General features: G+C 72.4%; 23 protein-coding genes. 10 read left to right on the top strand and 13 right to left on the bottom strand.

The genetic code is table 11. The features are described 5' to 3' along the window. Positions 1-2: 2 nt before the first annotated feature. From J5Y05_RS12055 to J5Y05_RS12040, 3 genes are all read right to left on the bottom strand, one after another. Positions 3-1,223, bottom strand: coding sequence for a sensor histidine kinase (locus J5Y05_RS12055; RefSeq protein ID WP_247614443.1), 1,221 nt, complete (start codon positions 1,221-1,223; stop codon positions 3-5). 29 nt (positions 1,224-1,252) lie between these two features. Beyond that, positions 1,253-2,131 carry a CPBP family intramembrane glutamic endopeptidase gene (locus tag J5Y05_RS12050; RefSeq protein ID WP_210871358.1) on the bottom strand — a complete coding sequence of 293 codons (879 nt, stop codon included), beginning with the start codon at positions 2,129-2,131 and terminating at the stop codon, positions 1,253-1,255. Between the two features lie 560 nt (positions 2,132-2,691). Beyond that, positions 2,692-2,922 (bottom strand): hypothetical protein, encoded by a 231-nt coding sequence (locus J5Y05_RS12040; RefSeq protein WP_210871356.1) that lies wholly within the window; start codon positions 2,920-2,922, stop codon positions 2,692-2,694. Positions 2,923-3,091: 169 nt separating this feature from the next. Between J5Y05_RS12040 and J5Y05_RS12035 the strand changes: the two genes are divergently transcribed. The 3 genes from J5Y05_RS12035 to J5Y05_RS12025 all read left to right on the top strand — a co-directional run bounded on the left by J5Y05_RS12035 (position 3,092) and on the right by J5Y05_RS12025 (position 6,196). Beyond that, positions 3,092-4,375 (top strand): sensor histidine kinase, encoded by a 1,284-nt coding sequence (locus J5Y05_RS12035; RefSeq protein WP_307853861.1) that lies wholly within the window; start codon positions 3,092-3,094, stop codon positions 4,373-4,375. Then, a complete protein-coding gene (locus J5Y05_RS12030; RefSeq protein WP_210871354.1) occupies positions 4,363-5,019 on the top strand; it encodes a response regulator transcription factor in 657 nt (218 codons plus the stop codon). The genes J5Y05_RS12035 and J5Y05_RS12030 overlap by 13 nt, the downstream gene beginning before the upstream one ends. Positions 5,020-5,275: 256 nt before the next feature. Continuing rightward, positions 5,276-6,196 carry a CPBP family intramembrane glutamic endopeptidase gene (locus J5Y05_RS12025; protein WP_210871352.1) on the top strand — a complete coding sequence of 307 codons (921 nt, stop codon included), beginning with the start codon at positions 5,276-5,278 and terminating at the stop codon, positions 6,194-6,196. 476 nt (positions 6,197-6,672) lie between these two features. On the opposite strand, the gene J5Y05_RS12020 is transcribed toward J5Y05_RS12025, so the two are convergent. Further along, positions 6,673-7,323, bottom strand: coding sequence for a DUF4232 domain-containing protein (locus J5Y05_RS12020; protein ID WP_210871350.1), 651 nt, complete (start codon positions 7,321-7,323; stop codon positions 6,673-6,675). Positions 7,324-7,605: 282 nt separating this feature from the next. Between J5Y05_RS12020 and J5Y05_RS12015 the strand changes: the two genes are divergently transcribed. Further along, positions 7,606-7,923, top strand: coding sequence for a hypothetical protein (locus J5Y05_RS12015; protein WP_247614606.1), 318 nt, complete (start codon positions 7,606-7,608; stop codon positions 7,921-7,923). 112 nt (positions 7,924-8,035) lie between these two features. On the opposite strand, the gene J5Y05_RS12010 is transcribed toward J5Y05_RS12015, so the two are convergent. Together J5Y05_RS12010 and J5Y05_RS12005 are read right to left on the bottom strand one after the other, a co-directional pair. Beyond that, entirely contained in the window at positions 8,036-8,818 is a 783-nt protein-coding gene (locus tag J5Y05_RS12010) for a hypothetical protein (protein WP_210871348.1), read from the bottom strand. Between the two features lie 226 nt (positions 8,819-9,044). After that, positions 9,045-9,731 carry a M24 family metallopeptidase gene (locus tag J5Y05_RS12005; RefSeq protein ID WP_210871346.1) on the bottom strand — a complete coding sequence of 229 codons (687 nt, stop codon included), beginning with the start codon at positions 9,729-9,731 and terminating at the stop codon, positions 9,045-9,047. A 138-nt stretch (positions 9,732-9,869) separates the two neighbouring features. Here J5Y05_RS12005 and J5Y05_RS12000 point away from each other — a divergent pair, with 138 nt between their 5' ends. Beyond that, positions 9,870-10,556: a pyridoxine/pyridoxamine 5'-phosphate oxidase gene (locus tag J5Y05_RS12000; protein ID WP_210871344.1), complete on the top strand. Its 687-nt coding sequence runs from the start codon at positions 9,870-9,872 to the stop codon at positions 10,554-10,556. A 47-nt stretch (positions 10,557-10,603) separates the two neighbouring features. On the opposite strand, the gene J5Y05_RS11995 is transcribed toward J5Y05_RS12000, so the two are convergent. The 4 genes from J5Y05_RS11995 to J5Y05_RS11980 all read right to left on the bottom strand — a co-directional run bounded on the left by J5Y05_RS11995 (position 10,604) and on the right by J5Y05_RS11980 (position 14,035). Next, complete coding sequence (locus tag J5Y05_RS11995; RefSeq protein ID WP_210871343.1) at positions 10,604-11,065, bottom strand: nuclear transport factor 2 family protein; 462 nt, start codon at positions 11,063-11,065, stop codon at positions 10,604-10,606. 249 nt (positions 11,066-11,314) lie between these two features. Further along, complete coding sequence (locus J5Y05_RS11990; RefSeq protein ID WP_210871341.1) at positions 11,315-11,695, bottom strand: peptidase inhibitor family I36 protein; 381 nt, start codon at positions 11,693-11,695, stop codon at positions 11,315-11,317. A gap of 192 nt (positions 11,696-11,887) precedes the next feature. Next, positions 11,888-12,877: an NAD(P)-dependent alcohol dehydrogenase gene (locus J5Y05_RS11985; protein ID WP_210871339.1), complete on the bottom strand. Its 990-nt coding sequence runs from the start codon at positions 12,875-12,877 to the stop codon at positions 11,888-11,890. Between the two features lie 213 nt (positions 12,878-13,090). Further along, a complete protein-coding gene (locus tag J5Y05_RS11980) occupies positions 13,091-14,035 on the bottom strand; it encodes an NADP-dependent oxidoreductase (protein WP_210871337.1) in 945 nt (314 codons plus the stop codon). 246 nt (positions 14,036-14,281) lie between these two features. On the opposite strand from J5Y05_RS11980, the gene J5Y05_RS11975 reads away from it, so the two are divergent. Together J5Y05_RS11975 and J5Y05_RS11970 are read left to right on the top strand one after the other, a co-directional pair. After that, positions 14,282-15,454 carry a tetratricopeptide repeat protein gene (locus J5Y05_RS11975; protein ID WP_210871335.1) on the top strand — a complete coding sequence of 391 codons (1,173 nt, stop codon included), beginning with the start codon at positions 14,282-14,284 and terminating at the stop codon, positions 15,452-15,454. Positions 15,455-15,549: 95 nt separating this feature from the next. Beyond that, positions 15,550-16,590: a polyprenyl synthetase family protein gene (locus tag J5Y05_RS11970; protein ID WP_307853860.1), complete on the top strand. Its 1,041-nt coding sequence runs from the start codon at positions 15,550-15,552 to the stop codon at positions 16,588-16,590. A 211-nt stretch (positions 16,591-16,801) separates the two neighbouring features. Here J5Y05_RS11970 and J5Y05_RS11965 read toward each other — a convergent pair whose 3' ends face one another. From J5Y05_RS11965 to J5Y05_RS11955, 3 genes are all read right to left on the bottom strand, one after another. Continuing rightward, a complete protein-coding gene (locus J5Y05_RS11965) occupies positions 16,802-17,353 on the bottom strand; it encodes a LeuD/DmdB family oxidoreductase small subunit (protein WP_210871333.1) in 552 nt (183 codons plus the stop codon). Further along, a complete protein-coding gene (locus J5Y05_RS11960) occupies positions 17,346-18,647 on the bottom strand; it encodes a 3-isopropylmalate dehydratase large subunit (protein WP_210871331.1) in 1,302 nt (433 codons plus the stop codon). Before J5Y05_RS11960 ends, J5Y05_RS11965 begins: the two co-directional genes overlap by 8 nt. Before the next feature lie 92 nt (positions 18,648-18,739). Next, positions 18,740-19,534 (bottom strand): HpcH/HpaI aldolase family protein, encoded by a 795-nt coding sequence (locus tag J5Y05_RS11955; protein ID WP_210871329.1) that lies wholly within the window; start codon positions 19,532-19,534, stop codon positions 18,740-18,742. Positions 19,535-19,788: 254 nt separating this feature from the next. On the opposite strand from J5Y05_RS11955, the gene J5Y05_RS11950 reads away from it, so the two are divergent. The 3 genes from J5Y05_RS11950 (at position 19,789) to J5Y05_RS32235 (ending at position 24,118) form a co-directional block, all read left to right on the top strand. After that, positions 19,789-22,038, top strand: a complete 2,250-nt coding sequence (locus J5Y05_RS11950) for a dipeptide ABC transporter ATP-binding protein (RefSeq protein WP_210871327.1) — start codon at positions 19,789-19,791, stop codon at positions 22,036-22,038. 191 nt (positions 22,039-22,229) lie between these two features. Continuing rightward, the gene (locus tag J5Y05_RS11945) at positions 22,230-23,174 is read left to right on the top strand and encodes an ABC transporter permease (RefSeq protein WP_247614441.1); all 945 of its coding nucleotides are present in this window, start codon (positions 22,230-22,232) and stop codon (positions 23,172-23,174) included. Beyond that, complete coding sequence (locus J5Y05_RS32235) at positions 23,171-24,118, top strand: ABC transporter permease (RefSeq protein WP_210871325.1); 948 nt, start codon at positions 23,171-23,173, stop codon at positions 24,116-24,118. The genes J5Y05_RS11945 and J5Y05_RS32235 overlap by 4 nt, the downstream gene beginning before the upstream one ends. Positions 24,119-24,382 lie beyond the last annotated feature (264 nt).

Below are 24,382 nucleotides of genomic sequence, written 5' to 3'. Positions count from 1 at the left end.
GGTCACTCCTGGAGGGGCTTGGACGGAATCGTGGCGCGGACCTCGAACCCGCCTCCGGGCCGGGGACCGGCCTCCAGTTCACCATCGAGCATCCGTACCCGTGTACGGAGTCCGGCCAGGCCGCGTCCGCCCGCGGGGCCCGGTTTCGGTGTGAGTGGTGCGGCGGCGGGGCCTTCGGTGGTCACCTCGATCTCGATGTGCTCGTCGTCGCCGTGCCGGAGCAGGACCCGTGTCGGCTTCCCGGGCGCGTACTTCATGGCGTTGGTGAGTGCCTCCTGAACCACCCGGTACGCGGCGAGTTCCACGTCCGCGCTCTGCGGCCGCCGTTCGCCCTGTTCGCTGTACTCGACCGGCTGGCCCGACCTGCCGGCCTGCTCGACGAGGTCTGTCACCCGGCCCAGGGCGGGTTCCCGGCCCGCGCCCGCCGGGTCCGCGGAGGCCGACTCGCCGGTCGCCTCCAGGACGCCGAGCAGGTGCCGCAGTTCCGTCAGTGCCCGGCGGCCGGTGTCGCTGACGGCCGTCAGTCCCTCGCCGGCGCGTTCCGGTGCGGACGTGAGCAGGAACTGTGCCGCGTCGGCTTGGACCACCATGGCCGTCACGTGGTGGGTGACCACGTCGTGCAGTTCGCGGGCGATGCGTGCCCGTTCGGCGGTCGTGGCGGCCTCGGCAGTCAGCCGCCGTAGCTTCGCCTCCTCCGTCCGCCGTGTGCGTACCATGCTTCCGGCCAGCCAGGACGCGGCCAGGGCCAGGGAGAACGCGAGATAGTCCGGTATCGCGTTCGGTGAGCCGAGGTGGTCCAGGGTGACGGCCAGCCCGGCGTATCCGGCGCTGGTCACGGCGGCCAGGCCGCGGCGGAAGCGGATCTGGTGGGCCCCGGCGGAGTACAGGGCGAGATACAGTCCCACGCTCGCGAACGTCGTCGCGAAGCCCAGCGCCTGGTGTACGGCGAACGCGGCGGCGATGACGGCCAGGCAGGCCGCGGGCCATCTGCGGCGGACCGCCAGCGGCACGGTCTGGGCCAGGATCAGTGCGACGCTCGGCACGTTCGCCGGGCGCTCGGGCAGATCGCCGATCTGCGCACCGATCTGGGACAGGGTCGGCACGAAGGCCGGCAGGGTGAGCGTCAGGGCGAGGACGCCGTCCTTGAGGAGAGCGTTGCGCTCCTGCCACCGGTCGAGGGGCGCCCGCAGCAGCGGGTTGCTCCAGCGTGCCTGACGGGGCATCACTTCGGTTTCCTCCCAGTCGGGCTGTGTCAACGGCCCGTGTGCCGACGGGCCTTGATGCCGCCGCCGCGGTGGGCGCGGACGAGCATCGAGGCGGCGAGCGCCACGCCGATGAGGATGGGCACGATCGATGCTTCCAGACCGAAGCCGCCGCCGGTCAGGAGGGCGGAGCCGTGGACGTCGGCGGTGAACAGGGCCTCGGGGGTGTGTCCGGAGACCGGGATGCCGAGCAGTTGTTCCGTGGTGTTCCAGGTGAAGTGCAGGCCCGCGACGAACCAGATGTTACGCCGCCACAGGAACGCGGCTCCGAGCAGGACGCCCGCCTCCAGGGCGATCGCCAGTCCGCTCCACGCGTTCGCGCCCGGGGCGCCCAGGTGGGCGAGACCGAAGAACAGTGAGGTGATCGCGATGGCGGCCCGGCTGCCCCACAGTTGCTCAAGAGCTTGCAGGGCAAGACCGCGGAACAGCAACTCCTCGGTGACCGCGGCGCCGATCTGCACCATGACCGCGGTCCACACGACCGGCAGGAAGCCGTCGCCCGCCCAGGAGAACGAGTAGCCTCCGGCCGCCGTGATCAGGAGGGCGGAGACGAGGATGAAGCCGAGGCCGATCCCGCTGCCCAGCAGTACCTCCCGGGCGGCGCCGGAGCGGGCGGTCTCCGGCGTGGGGCGTCGTGCCACATGGCGCATGACACAGCGGTACGCGAGCACCGCGGCGATCGCGCCCAGCACCGGTACTGGGCCGGGTCCGGTCGCCGTCAGGCCCGAGACCAGGCCGACGCCGGCCATTCCCGCCGCCATCCAGCCGAGCGGAGAACGCGCGATCCGGCCGAAGCGGGCGCCGCCCCCGTCGCGGTCCCTGCCCGGACCGGAGCCCGCGCTGTGTTCTGTGGCGGACGTCGTGCCCATGGTGGCCTCCCCCGGTGGTGGGTCGCCCCTTGCGGCGACCTGACGACCACGCTAGGAATCCGCAGACGTCCACGAATCACCCGTGCATGGACAGTTCCTGTAGCTCTCACGGGGGATGCGCCACCGCCCGGTGCCTGTTCCGCCGCGGGACGCGGCGGAAGCACGTACGGGGCCGAGTCCGGCCGGCCTCCAGGTCCGGGGCGGGAACGGGCACGAGCGAGGCCCGCGCGGAGCGAGGTGTGTTCGGGGGTCCTGAGCCGGCTGGTCTTGATCCGCGTGGAGGTGGCGGGGCTTTGAGGTGGCGGCCACGGTGGGGGGCGTGTCTCGTTCGGTGACCGGCGACCACCGGTTTCAGTCCTTCGCCGAGGAGGCCGGCCACCATGAAGCGCTTCGGTATCCGTGCCCTGGTCGTCGTCGCCGGTGTCGTAGCGGTGGTGGCCGCCGTCGTGGTGCTCCGTCAGGTCGTGTCCGGGTCCGGGACGCCGTCGCCGTCGCCGTCCTGGACGACGGCGGCCGGCCGGCCGGTCCGTCAAGGGGGTGCCTCCCGGCGGTGCCTCGTGTCACCGCCGGCCGCGCCGGAAGCGCAGTGCGAGCAGCGTCGCCGCCACGGCGGTCGTCAGTCCGCACAGGAGGTTGATCCTCAGGTCGTCACCGAAGGATGCGGCGAGGTTGGCGAGGGCGCTGAGCACCACGACGCTCCAGAGGATCTTCTGGCTCAGGGAGGTGCCGCTCCGGGGCCCGCCGGTGTCGGGAGCGTGGGCCGTCGCGGAGGCGGAGGTGTCGTTCGTCATCGGGAGCGCCTTTCTGCCGGGTTGCCGCGTGGTCGGGGTGGCCGCACCCGACGCTAGGTTCCGGACGGGGCGGGGACGATCCCGCAGACGGGCCGCCTCGCGGTACAGCAGGCTGTACTCTTCGGGGCCTCCCTGGTGACCGGCACGAACCACCTCGTACGGTCGGGGAATGGGGATGAAGAGGCGTGCGCTGTCGGGGGGTGCGGCCGCCAGGGCGGCAGACCGTGAGGTGCTGGTGGCGCGGCCGGTGCGTCGGGCGCGCAAGGCCGTCGCGGAGCTGGTCGGCGGCCTCCGGACGGCGTTCGGCTCGGTGCTGGTGCTGTGTCTGCTCATGCTCGCCGTGGTGACGGTGCCCCTCGGTCTGGGGCCGGCGGCCGGGCGGGGGGTGCTTCACCTTCTGCACGGGCTGGCGAGGGCGGAGCGACGGCGGCTGAGCCGCCTCGGAACGTTCCTGCGGGAGCCGGACCCGCCCCCGACCCGTCTGCGCTCCGCGCCGGCCGACGCCACGACCCGGCGGGAGGTGGCGTGGCTGCTGTGGAACGCCTCCGGGGGGCTCCTGCTGGGGCTGCTCGGGCTGTGGCTTCCTGTGGCCGCGGTGCGCGACCTGCTGTTCCCGCTGCTGTGGCTGGTGCTCCCGGACGGGGCGACGAGCACCTCTCTGGGCCTGGGAACCGCGCACACCTGGGTGGACGCCGTCGCCGTGGTGCCCCTGGGGGTGGGGTGGGCGGTCATCGTTCTCGGTCTGACGCCGGGCATGGCCCGTCTGCAGGCGCGTCCCGCGCGCCGGCTGCTGACCGCGGACCCCCATGCCGATCTGTCCCTGCGGGTCGCAGAGCTGACCGCCACCCGTGCCGCCGCCCTCGACGCGCATGCCGCCGAACTACGGCGCATCGAGCGTTCGTTGCACGACGGGACGCAGAACCGCATGGTGGGCGTGGCGGTGCTGATCGGCGCGGCTCGCCGGATGTTGGCGCGGGACGCGGAGGGGGCCGACGAGGTTCTGGAGCGGGCGCAGGCCGCCGCGGAACAGGCTTTGGCGGAACTGCGCGCGGTCTCCCGCAGCATCCTTCCGCCCGTTCTGGCGGACCGGGGGCTGACCGGCGCGTTGTCCGGGCTGGGGGCGAACTGTCCTGTGCCGTGCCGGATCGAGGCCGATGTCCCGCAGCGGTGCGCCGCCTCCGTCGAGGCCACCGCCTACTTCGTCGTCGCCGAGGCGTTGACCAACGTCGCCAAGCACAGTGGCGCGCACCGCGTGAGCGTCGTCGTGCGGGCGCGGCACGGGTGGCTCCGGCTGCGTGTCGAGGACGACGGCCGGGGCGGTGCGGACGCGGCGGCCGGGTCGGGGCTGGCCGGGGTCCGTGACCGGGTGGCCGCGCACGACGGTACGCTCACCCTGTCCAGCCCGCCGGGCGGCCCGACTGTTCTCGAGGTGGTCCTGCCGTGCGGATCGTGATCGCCGAGGACGACCCGCTGTTGCGTGAGGGGCTGGCGCTCCTGCTGGGCGCGGAGGGCCTGGACGTCGTGGCCACGGCCGGCACGGCCGAAGAGGCTCTTTCCGCCATCGAGACGCACCTCCCGGATGTCGCTGTCCTGGACGTGCGGATGCCGCCCACCCATACCGACGACGGTGTCCGGGCGGCGGTGGAGGCCCGGCGCCGTCACCCCGGCTTGCGGGTGCTGATGCTGTCCGCCTATGTCGAGCAGTCGTTCGTGGGAGAGCTTCTCGCCTCCGGCGCCACCGGCCTGGGGTATCTGCTGAAGGAGCGTGTGGGGCGGGTCGCGGAGTTCCTGGACGCCCTGCACCGGGTGGCGGCCGGCGGCACGGCCATCGACCCGGAGGTCGTTGTTCAGCTCTTCGCCCGCACCTCCCGGGCCAAGCGGCTGGAGAGGCTCACGCCGAGGGAGCGGGATGTTCTCGCGCTCATGGCGGAAGGGCTAGGCAACCGTGCCGTGGCCGACCGCCTCTTCGTCACCGACGGTGCCGTGCACAAGCACATCCGCAGTATCTTCGCGAAGCTCGACCTGTCGCCCGCGGACAAGGTGGACCGCAGAGTCGCCGCCGTCCTGCACTATCTGGCGCAGACCCGGCGTTCCTGACTCGGCGCGTGGGGCCGCCGGTGGCCGGGGGGCGCCGAGCCAGGCCGTCGGGCGTGCTGTCCGGTTCGCGGTCTGTGTCTCTGCGGGTGTGGAGGGACGGCTCGGGGCGGTCTTCTTCTTCCTTGCCGGCACCTCTTCGAAGCCATCGCGGTACAGCCTGCTGCACCGTGGACCGGGTGGTAGGCGGGAGCGAAATGCGCAGGCCGAGCTGGTTTTCTGGAGGCCGACCGCAGGCTTTGAGAAGGGCGGGAACCTGATGACCCTCCACACGTACGGCACCGGCGTCCAGCCTCCGCCGGACCCGGCCCGGCCTCCCCGCGCAGGCGCGCGAGCCGTGCTGCGCCGCCGTCCGCTGGCCTCGTTCTTCATCATGGCCTTCGCCCTGAGCTGGGCCGCCTGGACGCCCTACATCCTGTCCGGCAACGGCCTCGGGGTGTGGGCCTTCACTTTTCCCGGCGGACAGATCGGCAGCCAGCTCCTGGGCGTGCTGCCGGGCGCCTACCTCGGTCCGATCGTCTCGGCCCTGCTCGTGACGGCCGTGTGCGAGGGCCGGGAGGGGCTGCGGGCCTGGCGACGGCGCATGGCCAACTTCCGTATCGGCTGGTGGTGGTATGTCGTGGTCGCGCTGGCCGTCCCCGCCGCGCTCATCGCCGCGACCACGGTCCTGACCGGGCACGGGCCCGTGGTGCCGCCCGTGGCCGTTCTTGTCGCTGTGCTGCCGGGCCTGGCGGTGCAGATGATCACGACGGGCCTGGCGGAGGAGCCGGGCTGGCGTGAGTTTGCCATGCCGAGGATGCAGGAACGCCTCGGGCCGGTCGCAGCGACTCTGGTCGTCGGCGTCCTGTGGGGCGCCTGGCACCTTCCCCTGTTCCTCACCGAGTGGGGCGGCGGACCGAGGCGTGATGTCACCCCCGTGCTCGAATTCCTCGCCACTGTCGTCGCGTTCAGCTTCGTGATGACCTGGATCTTCAACCGCACCGGAGGCAGCATGCCGCTTGTCATGCTCACTCACGTCAGTGTGAACAACTTCGTCTCCATCGCCTGGACGGACACCTTCCCCAAGGTGGCTCCCGCCTACGGCAGCCACGCCTTCCTCCTCGCGTCGCTGGCGGCGGCAGTGGTCATCCTGGCCGCCACCCGGGGCCGTCTCGGCATCGGCCGGACACCGCAGGGCTGACGCTCCGGGCAGCGGCTCCCCCACGGCGCGCGGATCACGATCCGGCGCCGCCGGGACGGCGGACGGCGGACACCACTGCCAGGAGCCCTGCTCGTGCCCAGGGCAGGGCTCCCGAGGCTCTCGCAGCGGGGCCCGCGTACCCGAGCGCCGGACGACTGATCTCGCCGACGTGCCGTCGCCCGGCACCAGGCGGGCCGCTTCCGCGCCCAGTCCTGCCCGGCAGAGGACCAGCTCAGAAAACGACGTCTTGCCGACGGTGCCGGGTGACATGGTGGCAGGCGCGGCCCTCGGGTGGTCGAGGTGTTCGTGAGAGGCGCGGACGTGGGCGCAGCGGGGGGTGCCCTCGGTCGTCGTGGACGGCCGGCCTTGCGCCTCGCGCGGGACGATGTCGGCGAGCGTGCGAGGGCCTGTGTCCTTCGGCAGTGGGGCGGCGGAGGCGACCGGTCTGTGCTCGGGGAAGGCCGGTCCGCCCGCGTTCAGTTGAAGGGGACGGCGTCGGCCGGGACGGTGTGCCAGTTGGTGACGATGGGCTTGTCGACGGTGATGGTGCCGACCTTGAGGGAGACCGGGTTCGGGTCGTCCTGGCCGACGGCGACGATGATGTGCTCCAGTTCCTTGCCGTAGTCGTTGTTGGTGGTCTTCGGGTTCACCCCGGCGTAGGCGGTGGTGTTGCCGCTCAGCTTGATCTGGTCGCCGACGGACTGCTCGGCGGGGCCGGCCTCGGTGCCGTCGGAGCCGAAGGCCACGACCGGGAGTCCGGCGGGCAGGTAGCAGGTGATCCCGGACTTGGCCTTGGCCATGACCAGGATGTAGCCGCCGGCCTGGGTCTCGGAGCGGGTGCTCCAGGAGATGTCGTTGGCGCCGCAGACCTGCTCGACCGGCGCCCGCCCGCCGTCACCGGTGTCGGCACCCGAACCGGCCCCCTCACCCGTCCCCCCGGTCCCGTCGGTGTCCTTGGCGCCCTCGTCCTTCGCACCCGAGCCCTTGCCGTCGCCCTGGCCGGAGGGGGCGGCCGAGGAGGGGTCCTGCGCGGCGCCGGCGTCCCCGTCCTCGCAGGCGGTCATCAGCAGGGCGCCGCTGAGGACGGCAGCGGAGACGAGGAGGGCCTTGCGGCGGATGCTGGACATGAAATCCCCTTAGATGACCGGTAGTTGAGACCGAAGCCGAGCGGCTTTCCGTAGGTCGCTCGACCACTATGACGGGGTCCGGACCCCCAGAGGTGCCCGCGTCGACGCACCCGGACAACGCTGTCACGCACCAGTGACACGGCCACAGGAGATGAGAGAGGCCCCTCCGCTTCGCTCATCGGCGCCTCGGCCGCTCGGCAGTGCCCCCGGCGTGCGGCTGCGGCACCTGCGGCTTCCGCGGCTTTCGCGGGGGTGATCGACTAGGGTCGCGGTGTGCGCCAGATGCCGTCGGCCGACATGGTCAGCCTCATCTCTTTCCTCGCCGTTCTGCTGATCTTCTTCAGCATCGACGTACGTTCGAGGGAATCGGCGGCTTCACAGCCGTGGCACGCTCACCTCTTCGAATGGGCGTCCCGGGTCGGCGGGATCGCCGCTGCCCTGGCCCTGACCCTGGGCTGGGTCGACCTCTTCCTGCCGGACGAGCGCAGTCCGATCCATGTGGCGCTCGTGGCCGGGCCCGGGTCCGTGGCGGTGCTGTGCGCGATCGTGCTGGGGCTGGAGATGCTCTGGCAACGGGACTCTTCTGACGCCGGCTCATGATGACGGCCCCGGGGCCTGTACGGGGCCCCCGCCCCGCACCACGGTGAGCGTGCCGTCCCGGGGCCGCGGGACGTCCTCGCTGCCGGAGGCGGGGCGGGTGCGTGCGCCGGTGTTATCCGAGGGGGGTGATGTCGACCGGTTCGCCCAGGTCGTAGAAGTGCTGGGTGTGGGTTGCCTGTGTGCCGGCGACCTCCACGGTGGCCTGGTCACCGACGGGGGTCCAGTCCTTCGCGAACCAGAGGATGAAGTCCTTCACCGGGAACCCGTTCCACGTGAAGGCACCGTCGCTGGTGATCCGGTACGGCTCCACGGATTCACCGTTGGGCAGCTCGATCTTGTCTTTCGCCTCGTCCACCTTCCACACCGGCTGCGACTGCACCATTTCGGCGGTGTACTTGACGTCGGAGAAGACTCGGTAGAGTTCGCCGGTCGCCGCGACGAGCTGCTCTTCGGGATCGTCCGATTCCTTGTCGCCCTTGACGGGGCCGTTCCCCTGGTCGATCCACATGGTTCCGTCGATGAAGGCCATCTTGATCGGGCCGTCGGGGCCGGTCAGCTCACCCTGGAAGTTGTATTCGGGGTCATAGGTGAATTCGACGTCGCCAAAGGTGTCGGCGGTGATGTGCATCTTCCCCGAGCCATGGCTCGACAGCGCTTCGGAAACGCACTTCCCGAGCGGTGCGCCGTCGAGTGTGGCGCCGGGCTGGAGGTTCAGGCCGGTGCAGGACTGCGGCGCTTCCCATGCCTGCTTCGACGGCGCGGCCTCGGTGGTCTCGGCGGCGGGCTTCTTGTCGGCCGGCTGGGGCTCTGTCGTCTCCGTCGTGCAGGCCGCGAGGCCGAGTCCGAGGCTGACCGCTGTCGCCAGCCCGGCCGTGATTCTCTTCCGCGTTCTCACTTCGTTCCCCCGCCTCTTGTGTCCTTGATCCGGGCAGTGAAAGTCCCTTCCGGCCCTGGGTGATGGGGCTTGCCCAGGGTTGTGCGCTTCCGGCGGGAAGGATCTTTCCGCGTGCACCGTACCGTCTCGTGCCGCCGATCCGCCGTCCGGGCCGACCGGCAGGCAGTGGACGGCCCTGCCCTCCGGGGCCGGTGTCCGTCGCCGCGAGGGCGGTGCGCGCCGTCTCTCACAGGTCGAGGAGATCCTCGTGGAACCCGCCGAAGCCGCCGTCCCGGTCGATCAGGTGGATTTCCAGAATCCAGTGGCAGAGCCGGCCCGAGCGGTCCCGCCGGCGCAGGGGCAGGTCGTTGCCGGGCGTGATGTACGAGTGGACGAGCGCGTCCTCGAGCCGCTCGTGCGGGAACTCCCCCACGAGGTGCCCGGCGTGCCAGCTGCCCAGTTCCCATCCGGAGTCCCGGGCCAGCCGTTCCATCTCCGCGTGCATGTCCGCCGCCGTCAGCTCCGGGTGGCTGTCGAAGTAGCGCTTGCCCTCGGCGAACAGTGCGGGAAGGGCATCGCGCAGCCGCAGCCGGGCGGGGTCGGCGCCGAGCACGTAGGTGCGGCCGAAGTCGGCTTCCCACTGGTCGAAGATCGGCCCGAAGTCCACGAAGGCGATGTCGTCGGCGCCGATCACGCGGTCGGGCGGATTGTCCGCGTACGGTTTGAGGGTGTTGGGTCCGCACCGCACGATCCTCTTGTGCCAGTACCGCGTGGTGCCGAACAATTCGTGGGCCAGGTCCCGGATCTCGTCGCTGACGATGCGCTCCCGCTTGCCGGGCGTGATCAGTTCTCGGGCGCTCACCTCGGTGAACAGTTCGACGGCCTGGGCCCGTGCTTCCAGCAGTCGTGCGGCGCGGGCGGACTCATCGGGCATGGGGGTCCTCACTGGTTGCTGGTTGCTGGTTGCTGGTTTCGGCTGGAGGGGCGGTGCGGGGGCCTGTCTCCCCCGCGAGGATTCCACCGGGCGGGCTGCCGTGTCCCCGGTGCGGGAAAACTTCGATCGAGGGGTGTGATGGAGAGCGAGAGTGGTGCGGGCCGGGGCGAGGACGTGCGGCTGTGGCTGCGGGGGCTGGAGGTGTTCGCGGGGCCGCTGGCGGACTTCGACCCCGGTCAGGCCCCGGAGGACCCGGTCGGCTTGTTCCTGTGCTGGCTGCGGGAGGCGGTTGCGGCAGGGGTGCCGGACGCGCACGCGATGACGTTGTCGACGGTGGGCGAGGACGGCGGTCCCGACGCGCGGGTTCTCCTGCTCAAGAACGTCGACGACGCCGGCTGGCAGTTCGCCGCACACGCCGGCAGCCCCAAGGGCCGCCAACTGGCCGGGCGGCCTCGCGCGGCCCTCACCTTCTACTGGCCCCTTCAGGGGCGTCAGGTGCGTGTGCGCGGCACCGTCCAGGCCGCCTCTTCGGAGCAGAGCGCCGCGGACCTGCTCGCCCGGTCCCTCTCCGCTCGGGCCCAGGCGCTGCTGGGCCGTCAGAGCGACCACTTGGCGGATACGGAGGAACGCCGGCGGGCGTTGCGGGATGCGCTGGCCCGTGTCGAGTCGGATCGCGCTCTGGTCAGCCCGGCGTGGACGCTCTACACCCTCGCCCCGGTCCACGTCGAGTTCTGGCAGGCGGACAGGGGACGCCTGCACGAGCGGCTGCGCTACGAACGCCCCGACGCCGCGAGCCGGTGGCAACGCCACCTGCTGTGGCCGTGATTCGGCTGCGGGCCGGCCGGTTCCGGTGAAGGCGGGGCTGTCTCAGGTCACCGGAGGGGGATGTCGGTGCCGTGTTCCGCTTCGGGGCGGGGGCCGAGGATTCTGCGGTCGGCCTCGGTGATGCGGACGTCGTTGATGCCGGCCTCGCGGCGTTCCATCAGCCCGTGCGCGTCGAACTGCCAGAGTTCGTTGCCGTAGCTGCGCCACCACTGGCCGGCCGTGTCGTGCCACTCGTACTGGAAGCGGACCGCGATGCGGTTGCCGTGGAAGGCCCACAGGCTCTTGCGCAGGGCGTAGTCGAGTTCCCGCTCCCACTTGGCGGTCAGGAAGCGGACGATCTCCTCACGGCCCGTCACGAACAGGTCCCGGTTGCGCCAGACCGAATCGGGCGTGTAGGCGGATGCCACGCGGTGGGGGTCGCGGGTGTTCCACGCGTCCTCGGCCGCCTGCACCTTCCGGAGCGCGGTCTCTTCGGTGAACGGCGGAAACGGCGGTCGGACCTCGCTCACAGGCGCCTTCCCCCTCAAGGAGAACGGTCGTGCTCGGCTGGTGCCGACTCTACGCGCTCTTCGCGTCGAAGGAGGAGCCGTCCTGTCGCTCTTCGTCCGGAGCGGGCGGGCGGCGGCCGGGGCGCTCATCGGCTGACCGTGCCGGCGGCGCCGTGGCCGAGGAGGGCTGTCGTGGTCCGGGGCGGCCTTCGGGCCCCGGCCCGGAGCGGGCTGGGGCCCGAAGGGCCGGGCGGGTCGTCTTCGGGTGGGTCAGCAGCCGCTGCCGATGCGGAGGGAGGTCATCTTGTCGTTGAAGTGCGAGGCCACGGCCGCTTCGGACTGGCCCGGAGCGATCGTGAACATGCAGCCGACGTAGTTGGAGTGCTCGTAGACGCTGACCGTTTTGCCGGTGCGGTTCCAGTACGAGGTCATGCGGTCGTTCATGTAGTCGCCGACGTTGGGGTTCGACGAGGTGTAGTGCCGGAAGTCGCCCCGGTAGCTGGACTGCTCCCATACGCAGAAGGACCCGGACGGGCACTGGTCGGAGTCGGCCGCCGCCGGGTTCGCGGTCATGGAGGCGGTGGCCGCGGTGCACGCCAGGACGGCCGCGGCGGCCCACAGGCGCGAGGAGAAGCTCCTGAATCGGACCATGCTTTTCTCCGTTCGTTTTCCGTGGTCGACCGCATAAAGTCAACCGTGGGCAGAGTAGGAATTCCGCCGGACGGCTGGCAATACTCATTTCGGGTAGCCCATTCGACGCACAAAGGTTTCCCCTCTTGATTTCAGGGGCTTCCCCGGATTTCGAGAAGTGCCGGTGGTCGACACGAACAGGTGACTTTCCCGTCAGCGGACGGTGATCACGGTCTTGCCGCGGGAGTGGCCCGCCTCCACGTGGCGCATGGCCTCGGCGGTGTCGGCCAGCGGGTGGGTCCGGCCGACGACGGGGGTGACCCGGCCGGTCTCGATGAGCGCGGTCACGGCGAGCAGGTCCTCGTGGGCCGGGCCGGCCGGGGTCGCGGGGACGATCGGGCGCAGCCTGTGCCGGGTGACCGTGTCGAGCGCGGCCACTCGCAGCATGGAGCCGATCGCCCCGAACACCCGGCCGGGTGAGCCGCCGCCGTTGGCCACCAGGACCCCGGCCGGGGTGAGCGCCCGGCGCAGCCGGCCCGGTGGGTGGGTGCCCACGTTGTCCAGGATCACGTCGTAGCGGGCGCGGGCGGTGGTGAAGTCCTCGCGGGTGTAGTCGATGACGTGGGCGGCGCCCAGTGAGCGCACCAGTTCGGTGTTGCCGGCGCTGCACACTCCGGTGACCTCGGCGTCCAGTGCGGCCGCGATCTGTACGGCGAAGGTGCCCACTCCGCCGCCCGCTCCGTTGACCAGGACCCGCTGCCCGGCCCGGACCCGGCCCACCGTCCGGATGCCGCGCAGTGCGGTCACCCCTGCCATCGGCACGGCCGCGGCCTGCCGGAAGGTCAGGCGCTCGGGTTTGGGTGTCACCAACTCCGCGGTGGCGCAGGCGTATTCGGCGAACGCTCCCGGGCAGAAGCCCAGTACCGGGGTGCCGGGCGGGAGTCCTTCGACGCCGGGGCCGGCGCTCTCCACCACTCCGGCCGCGTCGATGCCGGCGACCCGGGACTTGGGGCGGGTCAGTCCCGTGCCGCCCAGCAGCCGTGCCGCGTAGGGGTCGCCGCGCATCATGTGCCAGTCGTAGGGGTTGAGGGCGGCGGCGTGTACGCGGACCAGTACCTGGCCGGTCGCGGGCCGGGGTGGGTCGATCTCGCGCAGCCGCAGGGTGCCGGGCGGTCCGAACCGTTCCTGGAGCACTGCCTTCATCGCCTGCCCCCCATTTCCCCCGGGCCCCGTCACCGGTCGGCTCGTGTCCGCCGCGCGGGGTGAGGGCACGGTAGGCGTGCGCGGGGCGGCCGTCAATGGCCGCGGGGCGGCCGGAGGGGTGCTGTTTTCCGGAGTCGCGGTGAACGTGCGGCGGAGGGTGCGGGCCGGGCCGGGCCGCCACCGGCCGGGGCCCGACCTCCGGCAGGGCGCCGGTCAGGAGAAGTCGAGTACCAGGCGGCCTCGCAGGCCGCCGGCTTCCAGCAGGCGGTGGGCGCGGGCGGCCTGGTGGTGGGGCAGCACCTCGGCGACGCGCAGGCTGAGCACGCCGCGTTCGGCCTGGCGGCGCAGGGTGTCCAGGACCGCGGTGTCGGTCATGAGGTCCGACACCATCACGGGGTGGACCCGGATGCCGCGGGGGGCCGGGCCGCTCCAGCCGCGCAGTTCGGCCAGGGCGCCGCCGTCGGCGACGGCGGGCACGACGGCGGTGGTCTGCGCCGAACCGTCGACGAGGGCGGGGACAACGGCGGGGCACAGTGCGCGCAGGCGGGCGGCGAAGCCGTCTCCCCGTGGGAGGACGTGGTCGGCGCCGAAGCCGGTCACCAGGCCGGTGTCCTGCGGTGCGGCATCGGCGATGACGCTCATCCCGTCGGCCTTCGCCAGCTCGACGGCGTATCCGCCGACGGCGCCGGCCGCGCCGGTGACGGCGAGGGTGGAGCCGGCCGGCACCGCCAGGGTGTCCAGGGCGAGGCGGGCGGTCGCGGCGTTCATCAGCAGCGTGGACGCCTCGGCGAGGCTCACTCCCCCGGGCGCCGGGACCACGGAGGCGGCCGGCACCACGATCTGCTCGGCGTAGGCGCCGCCGTGCGGGCCGGTGAACAGCACCAGGGCGATGACGCGTTGGCCCACCGTGAGGCGGCCGTCGGCGCCGGGGCCGATCTGGTCGATGATCCCCGCCGCGTCCATGCCCGGTACGAACGGCGGCGTGCTGTCCTTCATGCGTACCGCGTGGCCGCCGGTGCGGAGCATGACGTCGGTCGGGTTCACGGCGGCCGCGTGCACCCGGATGCGGACTTCGCCCTCGCCCGCCCGCGGGGTGGGCAGTTCCCGTACCCGCAGGACCTCGGGTCCGCCGAACGTGTCGATCCCGATGGCTTTCATGCGGGGGTCAACTCCCCTGGCGCGTACGGCATTCCGGATCGGCGGGGTGGACGGTGAGGGGGTGCTGTCCGGCCAGTGGCCGGTGCGCGGTCCCCCTGTGGGGGGACCCGGGCGGGGGTGGGCGGCACCTGAGGATGACGGGCCGCCCGCTTGTCGGAGGACATCGTCCCGTTTCCGGAACCCCCGCTCTGGGGCGTCGTCTTGACGGTTGTCGTGATCAACGGTGAGCGGTCCGGAGGTGGGCGTATGTCGGGTCGGGCAGAGCGGGGGGCAGGCGTGGCGGAAGTGGGGCAGGGGGGCCGGGCGAAGGCGTCGGCCGCGGAGTACCAGGGGGCGCTGGGGTCCTTGTCGGTCAACGCGCCGCTGCCGGACGTCCTGGCCCGGGGGCTGGAGGAGCTGCGGGCAGCCGAAGACGCCGGTGATCTGCGGGAGACCGCGCGGTGCGGGCTCGCGGTCGCCGAGGCGTACCGGCGGCTGGGGCGCACGGAGCAGGCCGACCGGGCGTGGAAGGCCAGTTACCGTGCGGCCCGCGCGGCGAACCACGCGGGGGCGATGGCGTGGGCGTTGTGGAGCGGGGGCACTCTGGCCCGGCAGCGGGGCGCGTTCCGGCTGGCGTACCGGCTGCTGCGGCTGGCGGCGGAGTGGGGTGAGCGCGGCGGTGATGTCGTCGTGCGGGGGTATTCGCTGGCGGGGCTCGCGGAGACGGGGCGTATCCAGGGGGATTACGCGGCGGTGGAGGAGTTGCACGAGCAGTTGCTGGCGGAGGCGCGGCGCCGGGGTGAGGCCCGGCACACGGTGTGGGCGCTGGAGGGGATCGCGCAGATGCACCGCAACACCGGTGACTTCGGCCGGGCTCTGGCGCTGTTCGAGGAGGCGGCGGAGATAGCCGAGCGGGCGGAGGACCGGCGTGGCTGGGCGTGGGCGCTGCGGGGGATGGCCGATGTGGTCTCGGTGCGGGACGGGGAGGTGGAGCGGGCGTTGTCGTTGCTGTCCCGGGGTGAGGAGGCGTGTCGTTCCATGAATTTGCGGGGTGCTCTCGCCTTCAATCACAAGATGCGCGGCAATGTCCTGTATCGGGCGGGTCGGTATGAGGAGGCCCGTGGGTGGTATGCGCGGGCGTTGGAGGAGTTCGGGGACATGGCGGAGCCGCGGGGCACGGCGTTGTCGCGGCTGGGTCTGGCCAAGTCGTCGTCCCGGCTCGGGCTGCGGGGGGAGGCGGAGACGGTGGCGGATCTGGTGGAGCTGTGGGGGCTGCTGGAGGGGATCGGGCTGCGTCACGCGCGGGAGATGGTGGAGAAGGCCGCGGTCGAGCTGGGGGTGGGTCCGTTGCCGCGGGTGCGGGCGGGGGCGGGGGCGGCGGGGCTTTCCCGGTCGCGTGCGCAGGCGCTGGCGGTGGCGGATGTGGCGGGTCTGCGGTGAGCGGGGTGGTGGGGGCGTCGGCTGCTGCGCCGGCGGGTGCGGGTGCCGTGGGGGTGGTGCCGGTGGGTGCGGTGCCCGGTACGGGGCCGGGGCCGGTGTCGGTGTCGGGTGGTGCGGTGGGGGTTCTGGCGCGGTGCAGGGAGCTGGTGCGTCCGGGGCTGGTGGAGGCGGTCGGCCGGCTGGACGCGTGGACCGGTGAGATGGCGGCGTACGCCCTGGGGTGGCGTGATGTGAGCGGGGCCGCCGATCCCGCGGCGTCCGAGGGCAAGGGGCTGCGGCAGGCGCTGGCGGTGCTTTCGGCCGAGGCGGTGGGTGCGGAGGGGAAGGTGGCGGGGCCGGCGGCGGTCGCGGTGGAGCTGGTGCACGCCTTCTCGCTGGTGCACGACGACATCATGGACGGTGACCCGGTACGGCGGCGGCGGGCGGCGGTGTGGTGTTCCTACGGTGTGGGGCCGGCGGTGCTGGCCGGGGACGCGTTGCACGCGCTGGCGGTGCGCAGTCTCGCCGAGGCGCCGGGAGAGCGGGTGTCCGCCGCGGTGCGGCGGCTGTCTGTGGCGCTGACTTCGCTGGTGCGGGGTCAGGCGGACGATCTGCGGTTCGAGTCTTTGCCCTGGCGGGGGCCGGGTGCGGTGGGGCCGGACGCGTACGGGGTGATGGCCGAGCAGAAGACCGGTTCGCTCCTGGGGTGTGCCGCGGCGCTCGGTGCGGAGCTGGGCGGGGCTCCGGCGGGGACGGTCGCGGCGTTCGACGGGGCCGGGCGGCATCTGGGGGTGGCTTTCCAGGTGGTGGACGACCTGCTGGGGGTGTGGGGTGATCCGGAGGTGACGGGCAAGCCCGTTCACGGGGATCTGCGGCACCGCAAGAAGACGTATCCGGTGCTCGCGGCGCTCGCCGGGGGTGGTCCGGCCGCCCGTGAGCTGGCGGTGCTGCTGGAGGGGGCGGAGCCGTTGGAGGGGGCGGTCGCCTCGCGGGCGGCGTGTCTGGTGGAGGAGGCGGGTGGGCTGGCTGCCGCCCGTGTGCAGGCGCGGGAGCGGCTCGACGCGGCGCGTGCCTGTCTGGCCGGGGTGCGGCTGGAGGCGGTGGCGGTACGGGAGCTGGAGGTGCTGGTGGCGTTCCTGCTCGACCGTACGTCGTGAGGGCGGGTGGGGGCGGGCCTGGTCGGGGCCGTTGTCGGTGGGGGGCTTGTCACCGGTGGCTGCGGCGTCCCCGTCCGCTTCCCCGTCCGTTTCCCCGTCCGGTCCCCGTCTGCTTCCCCCTCCTCTTCCCCTCCTCTTCCCCTCCGCTTCCCCGTCCGGCCTCGGTGTCCGGCCTCGGTGGTCCGGGCCGGGGCCGGATGGGGGGCGGGGGTCAGGGGGTGGTCGGGGGGTGGATTCCCTGGGCGGCGAGGCGGTGGGCGATGACGGGGAGCATGCCGCCGGCGCGGTAGATCTCGCGGACGCTGTCGGGGGTCTGCGGGAGGGGGAGGTGGCCGCCGCGGGTGAGGTTGCGGACGGTGAGGGTGCTCTCGTCGATCTCGATGCGGTCGCCGTCGGTGACGAGGCCGGTGATGCCGGGGACGGTCATCGTGGGCAGGGCGAGGGCGATGCTGTTGCGGCGGTGGATACGGGCGACGGACTCGGCCAGTACGTAGGAGATGCCGCAGAGCTGGAGGGCCTCGACCGCGCTCTGGCGGGCCGATCCGCAGCCGAAGTTCTCGCCGGCGACGAGGATGTCGCCGGGGCGGACGTGGTCGGTGAAGTCGGGCCGCAGGCCGCGCAGGCAGTTGATGCGCAGGGTGTCCTGGCGGTCCTTGCCGGCCAGGCCGCCGCCGGCGAGCTGGTTGGTGTCGACCGAGTCGCCGATCAGCCAGACCCGTCCCGTGTGGGGGGCCGGGTGTGCGGGGGGTGTGGGGTCAGGCATGGGCGGTCTCCTTCCGGGTGAGGTAGGGGGTCGGGTCGGCGATGCGGCCCTCGATGGCGGAGGCGGCGACGACGGCCGGGGTGGCGAGGTAGACCTGCGCCTGGGCGGTCTGGGAACCGCCGAAGCGGCCCCGGTAGTTGCGGGTGGTGGAGCTGATGCAGGTCTCCTCGTTGAGGACGATTCCCGGGGACTGGCAGATCGAGCAGCCGGGGTCGACGACCTGGACGCCGGCGGCGAGCAGGGCGGCGATGTGCCCGGCCTCCACGCTCTGGCGGTAGACGGTCATCGAGGCGGGCGAGACGTAGAAGCGCACGCCGGGGGCGACCCGGTGGCCGGCCATGACCTCGGCGACGGCGGCGATGTCCTCCAGGCGGCCGTTGGCGCAGGAGCCGACGCGGGCCTGGTCGATGCGGATGCCGGCGACCTCGGCGACGGGTACCACGTTGTCGAAGCGGAAGGGCTTGGCGACCTGGTAGCCGATGGCGTCGCAGTCGATCTCGATGACCTGGGCGTAGAGGGCGCCCTCGTCCGCGCCGACCGGGGTGAAGGGCTTGTCGGTGCGGGCCCGGACGTACTCCAGGGTCTTGTCGTCGGCGGGGAAGACGCCGAACTTCGCGCCGACCTCGACGGCGTGGTCGGCGATGGTGAGGCGGGTGGCGATGTCCATCCGCTCGACGAGCGGGCCGGTGAACTCCAGGGCGCGGCCCTGGGCGAAGGTCTCCCCGTAGCGGCCGGCCAGGTAGAGGATGATGTCCTTGCCGGTGGGCGCGGTGGTGCCGTGCAGGACGACCTTGACGGTCTCGGGGACGGTGAAGGGCAGGGTGCCGAAGGCCCAGACGTAGGCGGCCTCGTCGGTGCCGATGCCGGTGGAGACGGCGTTGATGCCGCCGTAGGAGATGGTGTGGGAGTCGCAGCCGACGACGAGTTCGCCGGGGCGTACCAGGCCGTGGTCGAGCATCATCTGGTGGCAGACGCCGGGTTCGGAGTCGATGAAGTGGGGCAGGCCGAGGCGTTCGGCGTCGCGGCGGGCGGCGAGGTTGGTGTAGGCGTTGATGAGGTCGGGCGGGGGCTGGACGTGCTCGCTCATCAGGAAGACCTTGTCGGGGTCCCACACGGTGGGCGGGCCGTCGGGGAAGCCGATCTTCTTGTAGGCGTTGCGGAAGTACTGGTACATGACGACGAGGAGTCCGTCGATGTCCGCGTCGACGGTGTCGCCGGCGCGCAGCGGGGTGCCGGAGCGGCTCTGGCGGGTGAGGACCTTCTCGGCGATCGTCTGGGGGAAGGCGTCTGGCATGCCCGTCCTTTCACGAAGGGGGAAGCGGTCGGGGGCCCGCCGGGGGTGGGTGTGCGGCGGGTCCGGGGTGGCCTGTGGCGCGGGGGGTGGGGTCAGAGGCGTTCCTGGATGGCGTCGCGGGCCTGCTGGAGGCCGCCGCGCAGGAGGCCGAGGTCGCTGGCCGTGGTCAGGAAGCGGATGCCGGCCTTGATCGCGGCGGCCTGGTACGGGGGGCGGGGGATGCCGCCGGCGCCGGGGACGAGGCCGTGGCGGCCGGCGGCGGTGACGAGGCGGGCCAGGGCGTCGTCGACGGCCGGGTGGTCGTACTGGCCGGGCAGGCCGAGGTCGGCGAGCAGGTCGTTGATGCCGAGGTAGATGCCGTCGACGCCGGGGACGGCGGCGATCTCCTCGACGGCGTCGAGTCCTTCCCGGGACTCGATCATGCAGAAGACGAGGACGCCGGCGTTCTCGGCGCGCATCTGGACGGTGGTGGGCACGTGCCGGTAGCCGGAGTGGACGGTGAACCCGGACAGGGAGCGGCGGCCCACGGGCGGGTACTTCGCGACCTTGACCAGGTCGCGGGCCTGGTCGGCGGAGACGACGTCGGGGGCGACGATGCCGAGGACTCCGGCGTCCAGGAGGACGGAGATGTCGGGGTCGGTGGCCGAGCGGACCCGGACCAGGGGGGCGACGCCGCAGCCGAGCGACACCTGGGTCAGGGCGGCGATCGCCTCCAGGTCGAACAGGGCGTGCTGGGTGTCGATGTAGAGGAAGTCGTGGCCCGTGGCGCGGGCGAGGTGGGCGATCTCGCCCGAGCGTACGGCGCGGACGTTGATGCCGTAGGAAACGTCGGCGGCGGCGAACCGTTCGGCTACGGCATTGCGTACGGTGAACTCCTCGTCGATCACGTCACGCCTTTCCTTCGGGACTTTTCATAAAGTCGAGTGATGGTGGTCCGGTCCAGGGTTCTGGCGCTCAGTCCACCGCAGAAGGCGTCCCGGGAGCTCCGTGACGCCGCTCTAAGCATCGCTCCGGCGCTCGGATCGGCCAAGGCATAAATACGATCTATGTCGCGGCATAGGTTGAAAACATGCCTTGTCTCCCGTGTGACGCAGGACGCAGGGTAAGACCGTCTCCTTGCTCAGCTCCGAGGAAGTGATCCATGTCCCTGCGTTCCGCGGTGCCCGTCCTGGGCGGCGCACCGGACCCGTGCGACGGGCCCGGGAGCCCGGCCCCGCTGCTTTCGATCGAAGACCTGCGCGTCGCCTTCGGCGGCGGCGACCAGGCTGTCGCCGCGGTCCGGGGCGTGTCCTACGAGGTCTATCCGGGCGAGACGCTCGGCGTGGTCGGCGAGAGCGGGTCGGGCAAGTCGGTCACCGTGATGGCCGCGCTCGGTCTGCTCACCACGGCCACGGCGGCCACGGTCACCGGGCGGGTGCTGTTCGAGGGGCAGGACCTGCTGGCGATGTCCGCCCCGCAGCGGCGCCGGGTGCTCGGGCGGGACATCGCCATGGTCTTCCAGGACCCGGTCTCCGCGCTCAACCCGGTCCAGCGGATCGGCGACCAGATCGCCGAGATGATCCGGCTGCACGAGCCCGGCGTCTCGCGCGGCGACGCCCGCCGGCGGGCGGTCGCCCTGCTGGAGATGGTGGGCGTGCCCCATCCCGGGGTGCGGGCGCGGCAGTACCCGCACGAGTTCTCCGGCGGAATGTGCCAGCGCGCGGTGATCGCCCTGGCCATCGCCAACCGGCCCAAGGTGCTCATCGCCGACGAGCCGACCACCGCGGTCGACGTCAGTGTCCAGGCGCAGTTGCTGGAGGTGCTGCGGACCGCGGCGCGGGAGACGGGGGCGGCCACCGTCCTGATCTCCCACGACATGGGTGTCGTCGCCGAGATGGCCGACCGGGTGTGTGTGATGTACGGGGGGCGGGTGGTGGAGACGGGTCCGCTCGCGCGGGTCTTCGGGCATCCGCGGCACCCGTACACCGAAGGGCTTCTGGCGTGTATCCCCCGGCTGGGTGATCCGGTCGCGCGGCTGACGCCGATTCCCGGTCAGCCGCCCACGCCGTACCTGCTGGGCAAGGGCTGTGCCTTCGCGCCGCGGTGCGCGCACCGTTCGGGGCGTGAGGTGTGTCTGGGCGAGCGGCCCGAGCTGGTCGTGGTCGACGGTGAGGGGCGCGGGGGTGTGGCGGCGGCCTGTCATTTCCTCGCCGAGCGGGAGGTGCCGGGCCTGCGCCAGGCACCGCCCGCCGCCGCTGCCTCCGCCTCCGCCTCCGCTTCCGCCGCCTCCGCCGTTGTCTCCTCCCCCGCCGCTTCCGCCGTCTCCTCCTCCGATTCCGCCGTCTCCTCCCCCGCCGCCGGTGGTGAGGGGCGGGAGGGGGGCGGGGCGCTGCTGGAGGTGCGCGAGCTGTCGAAGGAGTACCCGATGCGTTCGGGGCTCCTCGGGCGCAGGACCGGGGCGGTGCGTGCCGTGCGCGGGCTGAGCCTTGTGGTGCGTCCCGGTGAGACCGTCGGCCTGGTCGGCGAGTCGGGGTGCGGGAAGTCGACGACGGCCCGGCTGCTGATGCGGCTGGAGGAGCCGACGTCGGGTTCGGTGGTCTTCGACGGCGAGGAGGTCACCGGCGCGTCCGCGGGCCGGCTGCGGGAGCTGCGGCGCCGGATGGCCATGGTGTTCCAGGACCCGAAGGCGTCGTTGAACCCGCAGTTGTCCGTCGGCGCCAACGTGGCCGAGCCGCTGCGGCTGGCCGGCGGCTGGAGCCGTCCGGCACGCCGGGAGCGGGTGGCCGAGCTGTTCGACCAGGTGGGCCTGGCCCGCCACCATCTGGAGCGCCGGCCCTCGGAGCTGTCGGGCGGCCAGCGTCAGCGGGTGGCGATCGCGCGGGCCCTGGCCCTGCGGCCCAAGCTGGTCATCATGGACGAGCCGGTCTCCGCGCTCGACGTGTCGGTGCAGGCCCAGGTGCTGAACCTGCTGGCGGATCTGAAGGCCGAACTCGGCCTGGCCTACCTCTTCGTCAGTCACGACCTGAGCGTCGTGCGCCATGTCAGCGACCGGGTCGCCGTCATGTACCTGGGGCGGATCGTGGAACTCGCCGGGCGTGACGACATCTTCGAACGGCCCCGGCATCCGTACACGCAGGCTCTGCTGCGGTCGGTGCCCAGTGCGGAGGTGGAGGTGGCCCGCCGCGGGCGGCGGGCGCCGCTACAGGGTGATCCGCCCAGTCCGCTGAATCCGCCGGAGGGCTGTTCGTTCCGCAGCCGTTGTCCGCTCGCCGAGGAGGCGTGCGGGCGGGAGGTTCCGCTGCTGCGGGTCCATGACGGGCTGCCCGGCGAGGTCGCCTGTCATCTGGCCGGCGCGGGCGGGACGGGCGCGGCCGGTGGTCCGGCGGCCCTGAGCGCGGGAGCGGGCTGGTGAGCGCCGCCGCGGGCGACGCCCGGCAGAGCGTGAGCGGTTCGGGGGCCGCGGAGCCAAGGCCCGGGGAGAAGCCCCAGCCAAGGCCCGAGGAGAGATCCGGGCCAAGACCCGGGGAGAAGTCCCAGGCAAGGCCCGGGGAGAAGTCCGAGCCACGGTCCGGGGAGAGGTACGAGGGGAAGGTGAGCGTGGGGATGGCCGTCGGGCAGGAGGCACGCGCCGAGGGCGCCGCCGGGCGGGAGGTGTCCTCCGGGGCGTCCGCCGCGCCGCCGGGGGCGGTGGAACCGCCGGTGCGGGGCGTGCTGGCCACGCTGGCCCACGACCGGTGGGTGCACGTGATGCTGGGCCTGCTGGTCCTGCTCGCCGCCGGCTCGTACGTCCTGCCGCTGGTGGCGGACCTGGACTACGCCCGGCAGAGTTCCGCGGTGCTCCAGGGGCCGAGTGCCTCGCACTGGTTCGGCACCGACGAGTTCGGCCGGGACAATGCCGTACGCGTCCTGGTCGGGGCCCGGTCCAGTCTCCAGGTGGCCTTCGGCGCGGCGCTGTTCGCGATGGTGGCCGGGGTGGTGATCGGGCTGGTGGCCGGGTATTTCCGCGGGCCCGCGGACGCGGTGGCGATGCGGGTGCTGGACGTGCTGCTCGCCCTTCCCGAGGTGGTCCTCGCGCTCGTCATCATCGCCGTGCTCGGCAACTCCGGGCTCAACCTGGTCATCGCCATCGGGGTCGCCTTCGTCCCGGTCTTCGCCCGGGTGACCCGGGCCGGCGTACTGGCCCTGCGGGAACAGGACTTCGTGGTCGCCTCCCGGGCGATGGGCGCGCGCAGTCCGGACACGATGGCGCGGACGGTCCTGCCGAACGTGCTGGGCCCCATCGTCGTGCAGTTCGTGATCACCGCGGCGGTCGCGGTCGTCGTCTCCGCCGCCCTCGGCTTCCTGGGGCTCGGACCCGAGCCCCCCACACCCTCCTGGGGCGCCATGATGCAGACCGCGAAGTCCTACCTGTACCAGAACCCCTGGTACGGCGTCGCTCCCGGCATCGCGCTGATCGTCACCGTGCTCTGCCTGGACCGGCTCGGCGCACGGGTGCGTATCGCGCTCGGTGTGGAGCACTCCGGTGCGGGGAGAGGGGGCCGCAGGTGATCGGCTTCGTCCTGCGCCGGCTGGCGCAGCTCGTCCCGGTGGTGGTCATGGCCGCCCTGGCGGTGTGGGCGCTCGTCTACGCCCTGCCCGGTGACCCGGCGGCGGTGCTGGGCGGTGTGAACGCCAGCGATCAGGAGATCGAGGCGATCCGGCAGCGTCTGGGGCTGGACCGTCCGGTGTGGGAGCAGTTCGCCACCTGGCTGGGGCACGTGGTGAGGGGGGACATGGGGACCTCGATCACCTCGGGGCACTCGGTGACGTCCCTGCTGGCGACGGCGATCCCGGCCACGGTGCAGCTCGCCGTGCTGGCGATGATCGTGGTGGTGCTGGTCGCGGTGCCGCTGGGCACGGTGGTGGCGCTGGCTCCGCGCAGTTGGCCGGGGCGGCTGGTCAAGGGGTACCTGTCGCTGAGCCTGGCGACCCCGCCGTTCTGGCTCGGGCTGCTGCTGATCCTGCTGTTCAGCGTCCGCTGGAAGCTGATGCCGGCCTCCTCCCGTTACGTCGCCTTCTTCGACGATCCGGCCGGGGCGCTGCAGAACAGTCTCCTTCCGGCGCTCGCGCTCGGTGTCTACTCCGGCGGTGTCCTGGCGCGGTTCGTGGCGTCGTCGCTGGCGGAGGCCATGCAGAGCGACTACGTGCGCACCGCGCGGTCCAAGGGGGCCTCCGAGGTCCGGGTGGTGGTGCGGCACGCGGCGCGCAACTCGATGCTGCCGTCGCTGACGGTGGGGGCGCTGCAACTGGGTTCCCTGATCGGCGGAGCCGTCGTCATGGAGGTCCTGTTCAACTATCCCGGCGTGGGCAAGCTGATGTTCACCTCGGTCAACGGCCGCGACTACGCCTCGCTCCAGGGCTCGATCATGTTCATCACGGTGGTGTTCCTGCTGCTGAGCCTGGTGGTGGACCTGCTCTACGCCGTCCTGGACCCCCGTATCCGGCTCCGCTGAACCCGCCCGCTTCGCGGGCCCTGTTCCCTGGCACCTCCCCTGTTTCCCCCTGTTCCTCCTGGCCCTCCTGGCCCTCCTGCTTCACCGTTCGGCTGCTTCACCGCTCCACCACCGCAGTTGCCGGTCCCCCGCCCGTGCGGGGGTGCCGGCCCGGCACTACGCACCCTGTTTCCCCGGGTCACGGGGACGGGCGCGAGTTCAGAGAGATCGGAGTCACAGCACCATGGTCAGCACTCCCAGCACTCCCAGCACTTCCAGCACTTC

This window comes from Streptomyces tagetis (genome assembly GCF_018069565.1).
In the GTDB taxonomy this organism is placed as follows: domain Bacteria; phylum Actinomycetota; class Actinomycetes; order Streptomycetales; family Streptomycetaceae; genus Streptomyces; species Streptomyces tagetis.
This window is presented reverse-complemented; position numbering and strand designations above follow the sequence as displayed.

Bases quoted from the DNA above. Each gene is read 5' to 3' on its own strand.
- J5Y05_RS11945 (WP_247614441.1), top strand. From the start codon at position 22,230: ATGGCCGTCGGGCAGGAGGCACGCGCCGAGGGCGCCGCCGGGCGGGAG.
- J5Y05_RS12055 (WP_247614443.1), bottom strand. From the start codon at position 1,223: ATGCCCCGTCAGGCACGCTGGAGCAACCCGCTGCTGCGGGCGCCCCTC.
- J5Y05_RS12035 (WP_307853861.1), top strand. From the start codon at position 3,092: ATGGGGATGAAGAGGCGTGCGCTGTCGGGGGGTGCGGCCGCCAGGGCG.
- J5Y05_RS12000 (WP_210871344.1), top strand. From the start codon at position 9,870: ATGGAGAGCGAGAGTGGTGCGGGCCGGGGCGAGGACGTGCGGCTGTGG.
- J5Y05_RS11975 (WP_210871335.1), top strand. From the start codon at position 14,282: ATGTCGGGTCGGGCAGAGCGGGGGGCAGGCGTGGCGGAAGTGGGGCAG.
- J5Y05_RS11990 (WP_210871341.1), bottom strand. From the start codon at position 11,695: ATGGTCCGATTCAGGAGCTTCTCCTCGCGCCTGTGGGCCGCCGCGGCC.
- J5Y05_RS11950 (WP_210871327.1), top strand. From the start codon at position 19,789: ATGTCCCTGCGTTCCGCGGTGCCCGTCCTGGGCGGCGCACCGGACCCG.
- J5Y05_RS12050 (WP_210871358.1), bottom strand. From the start codon at position 2,131: ATGGGCACGACGTCCGCCACAGAACACAGCGCGGGCTCCGGTCCGGGC.
- J5Y05_RS12005 (WP_210871346.1), bottom strand. From the start codon at position 9,731: ATGCCCGATGAGTCCGCCCGCGCCGCACGACTGCTGGAAGCACGGGCC.
- J5Y05_RS11980 (WP_210871337.1), bottom strand. From the start codon at position 14,035: ATGAAAGCCATCGGGATCGACACGTTCGGCGGACCCGAGGTCCTGCGG.
- J5Y05_RS11960 (WP_210871331.1), bottom strand. From the start codon at position 18,647: ATGCCAGACGCCTTCCCCCAGACGATCGCCGAGAAGGTCCTCACCCGC.
- J5Y05_RS12015 (WP_247614606.1), top strand. From the start codon at position 7,606: ATGCCGTCGGCCGACATGGTCAGCCTCATCTCTTTCCTCGCCGTTCTG.
- J5Y05_RS11985 (WP_210871339.1), bottom strand. From the start codon at position 12,877: ATGAAGGCAGTGCTCCAGGAACGGTTCGGACCGCCCGGCACCCTGCGG.
- J5Y05_RS11965 (WP_210871333.1), bottom strand. From the start codon at position 17,353: ATGCCTGACCCCACACCCCCCGCACACCCGGCCCCCCACACGGGACGG.
- J5Y05_RS12040 (WP_210871356.1), bottom strand. From the start codon at position 2,922: ATGACGAACGACACCTCCGCCTCCGCGACGGCCCACGCTCCCGACACC.
- J5Y05_RS12025 (WP_210871352.1), top strand. From the start codon at position 5,276: ATGACCCTCCACACGTACGGCACCGGCGTCCAGCCTCCGCCGGACCCG.
- J5Y05_RS12020 (WP_210871350.1), bottom strand. From the start codon at position 7,323: ATGTCCAGCATCCGCCGCAAGGCCCTCCTCGTCTCCGCTGCCGTCCTC.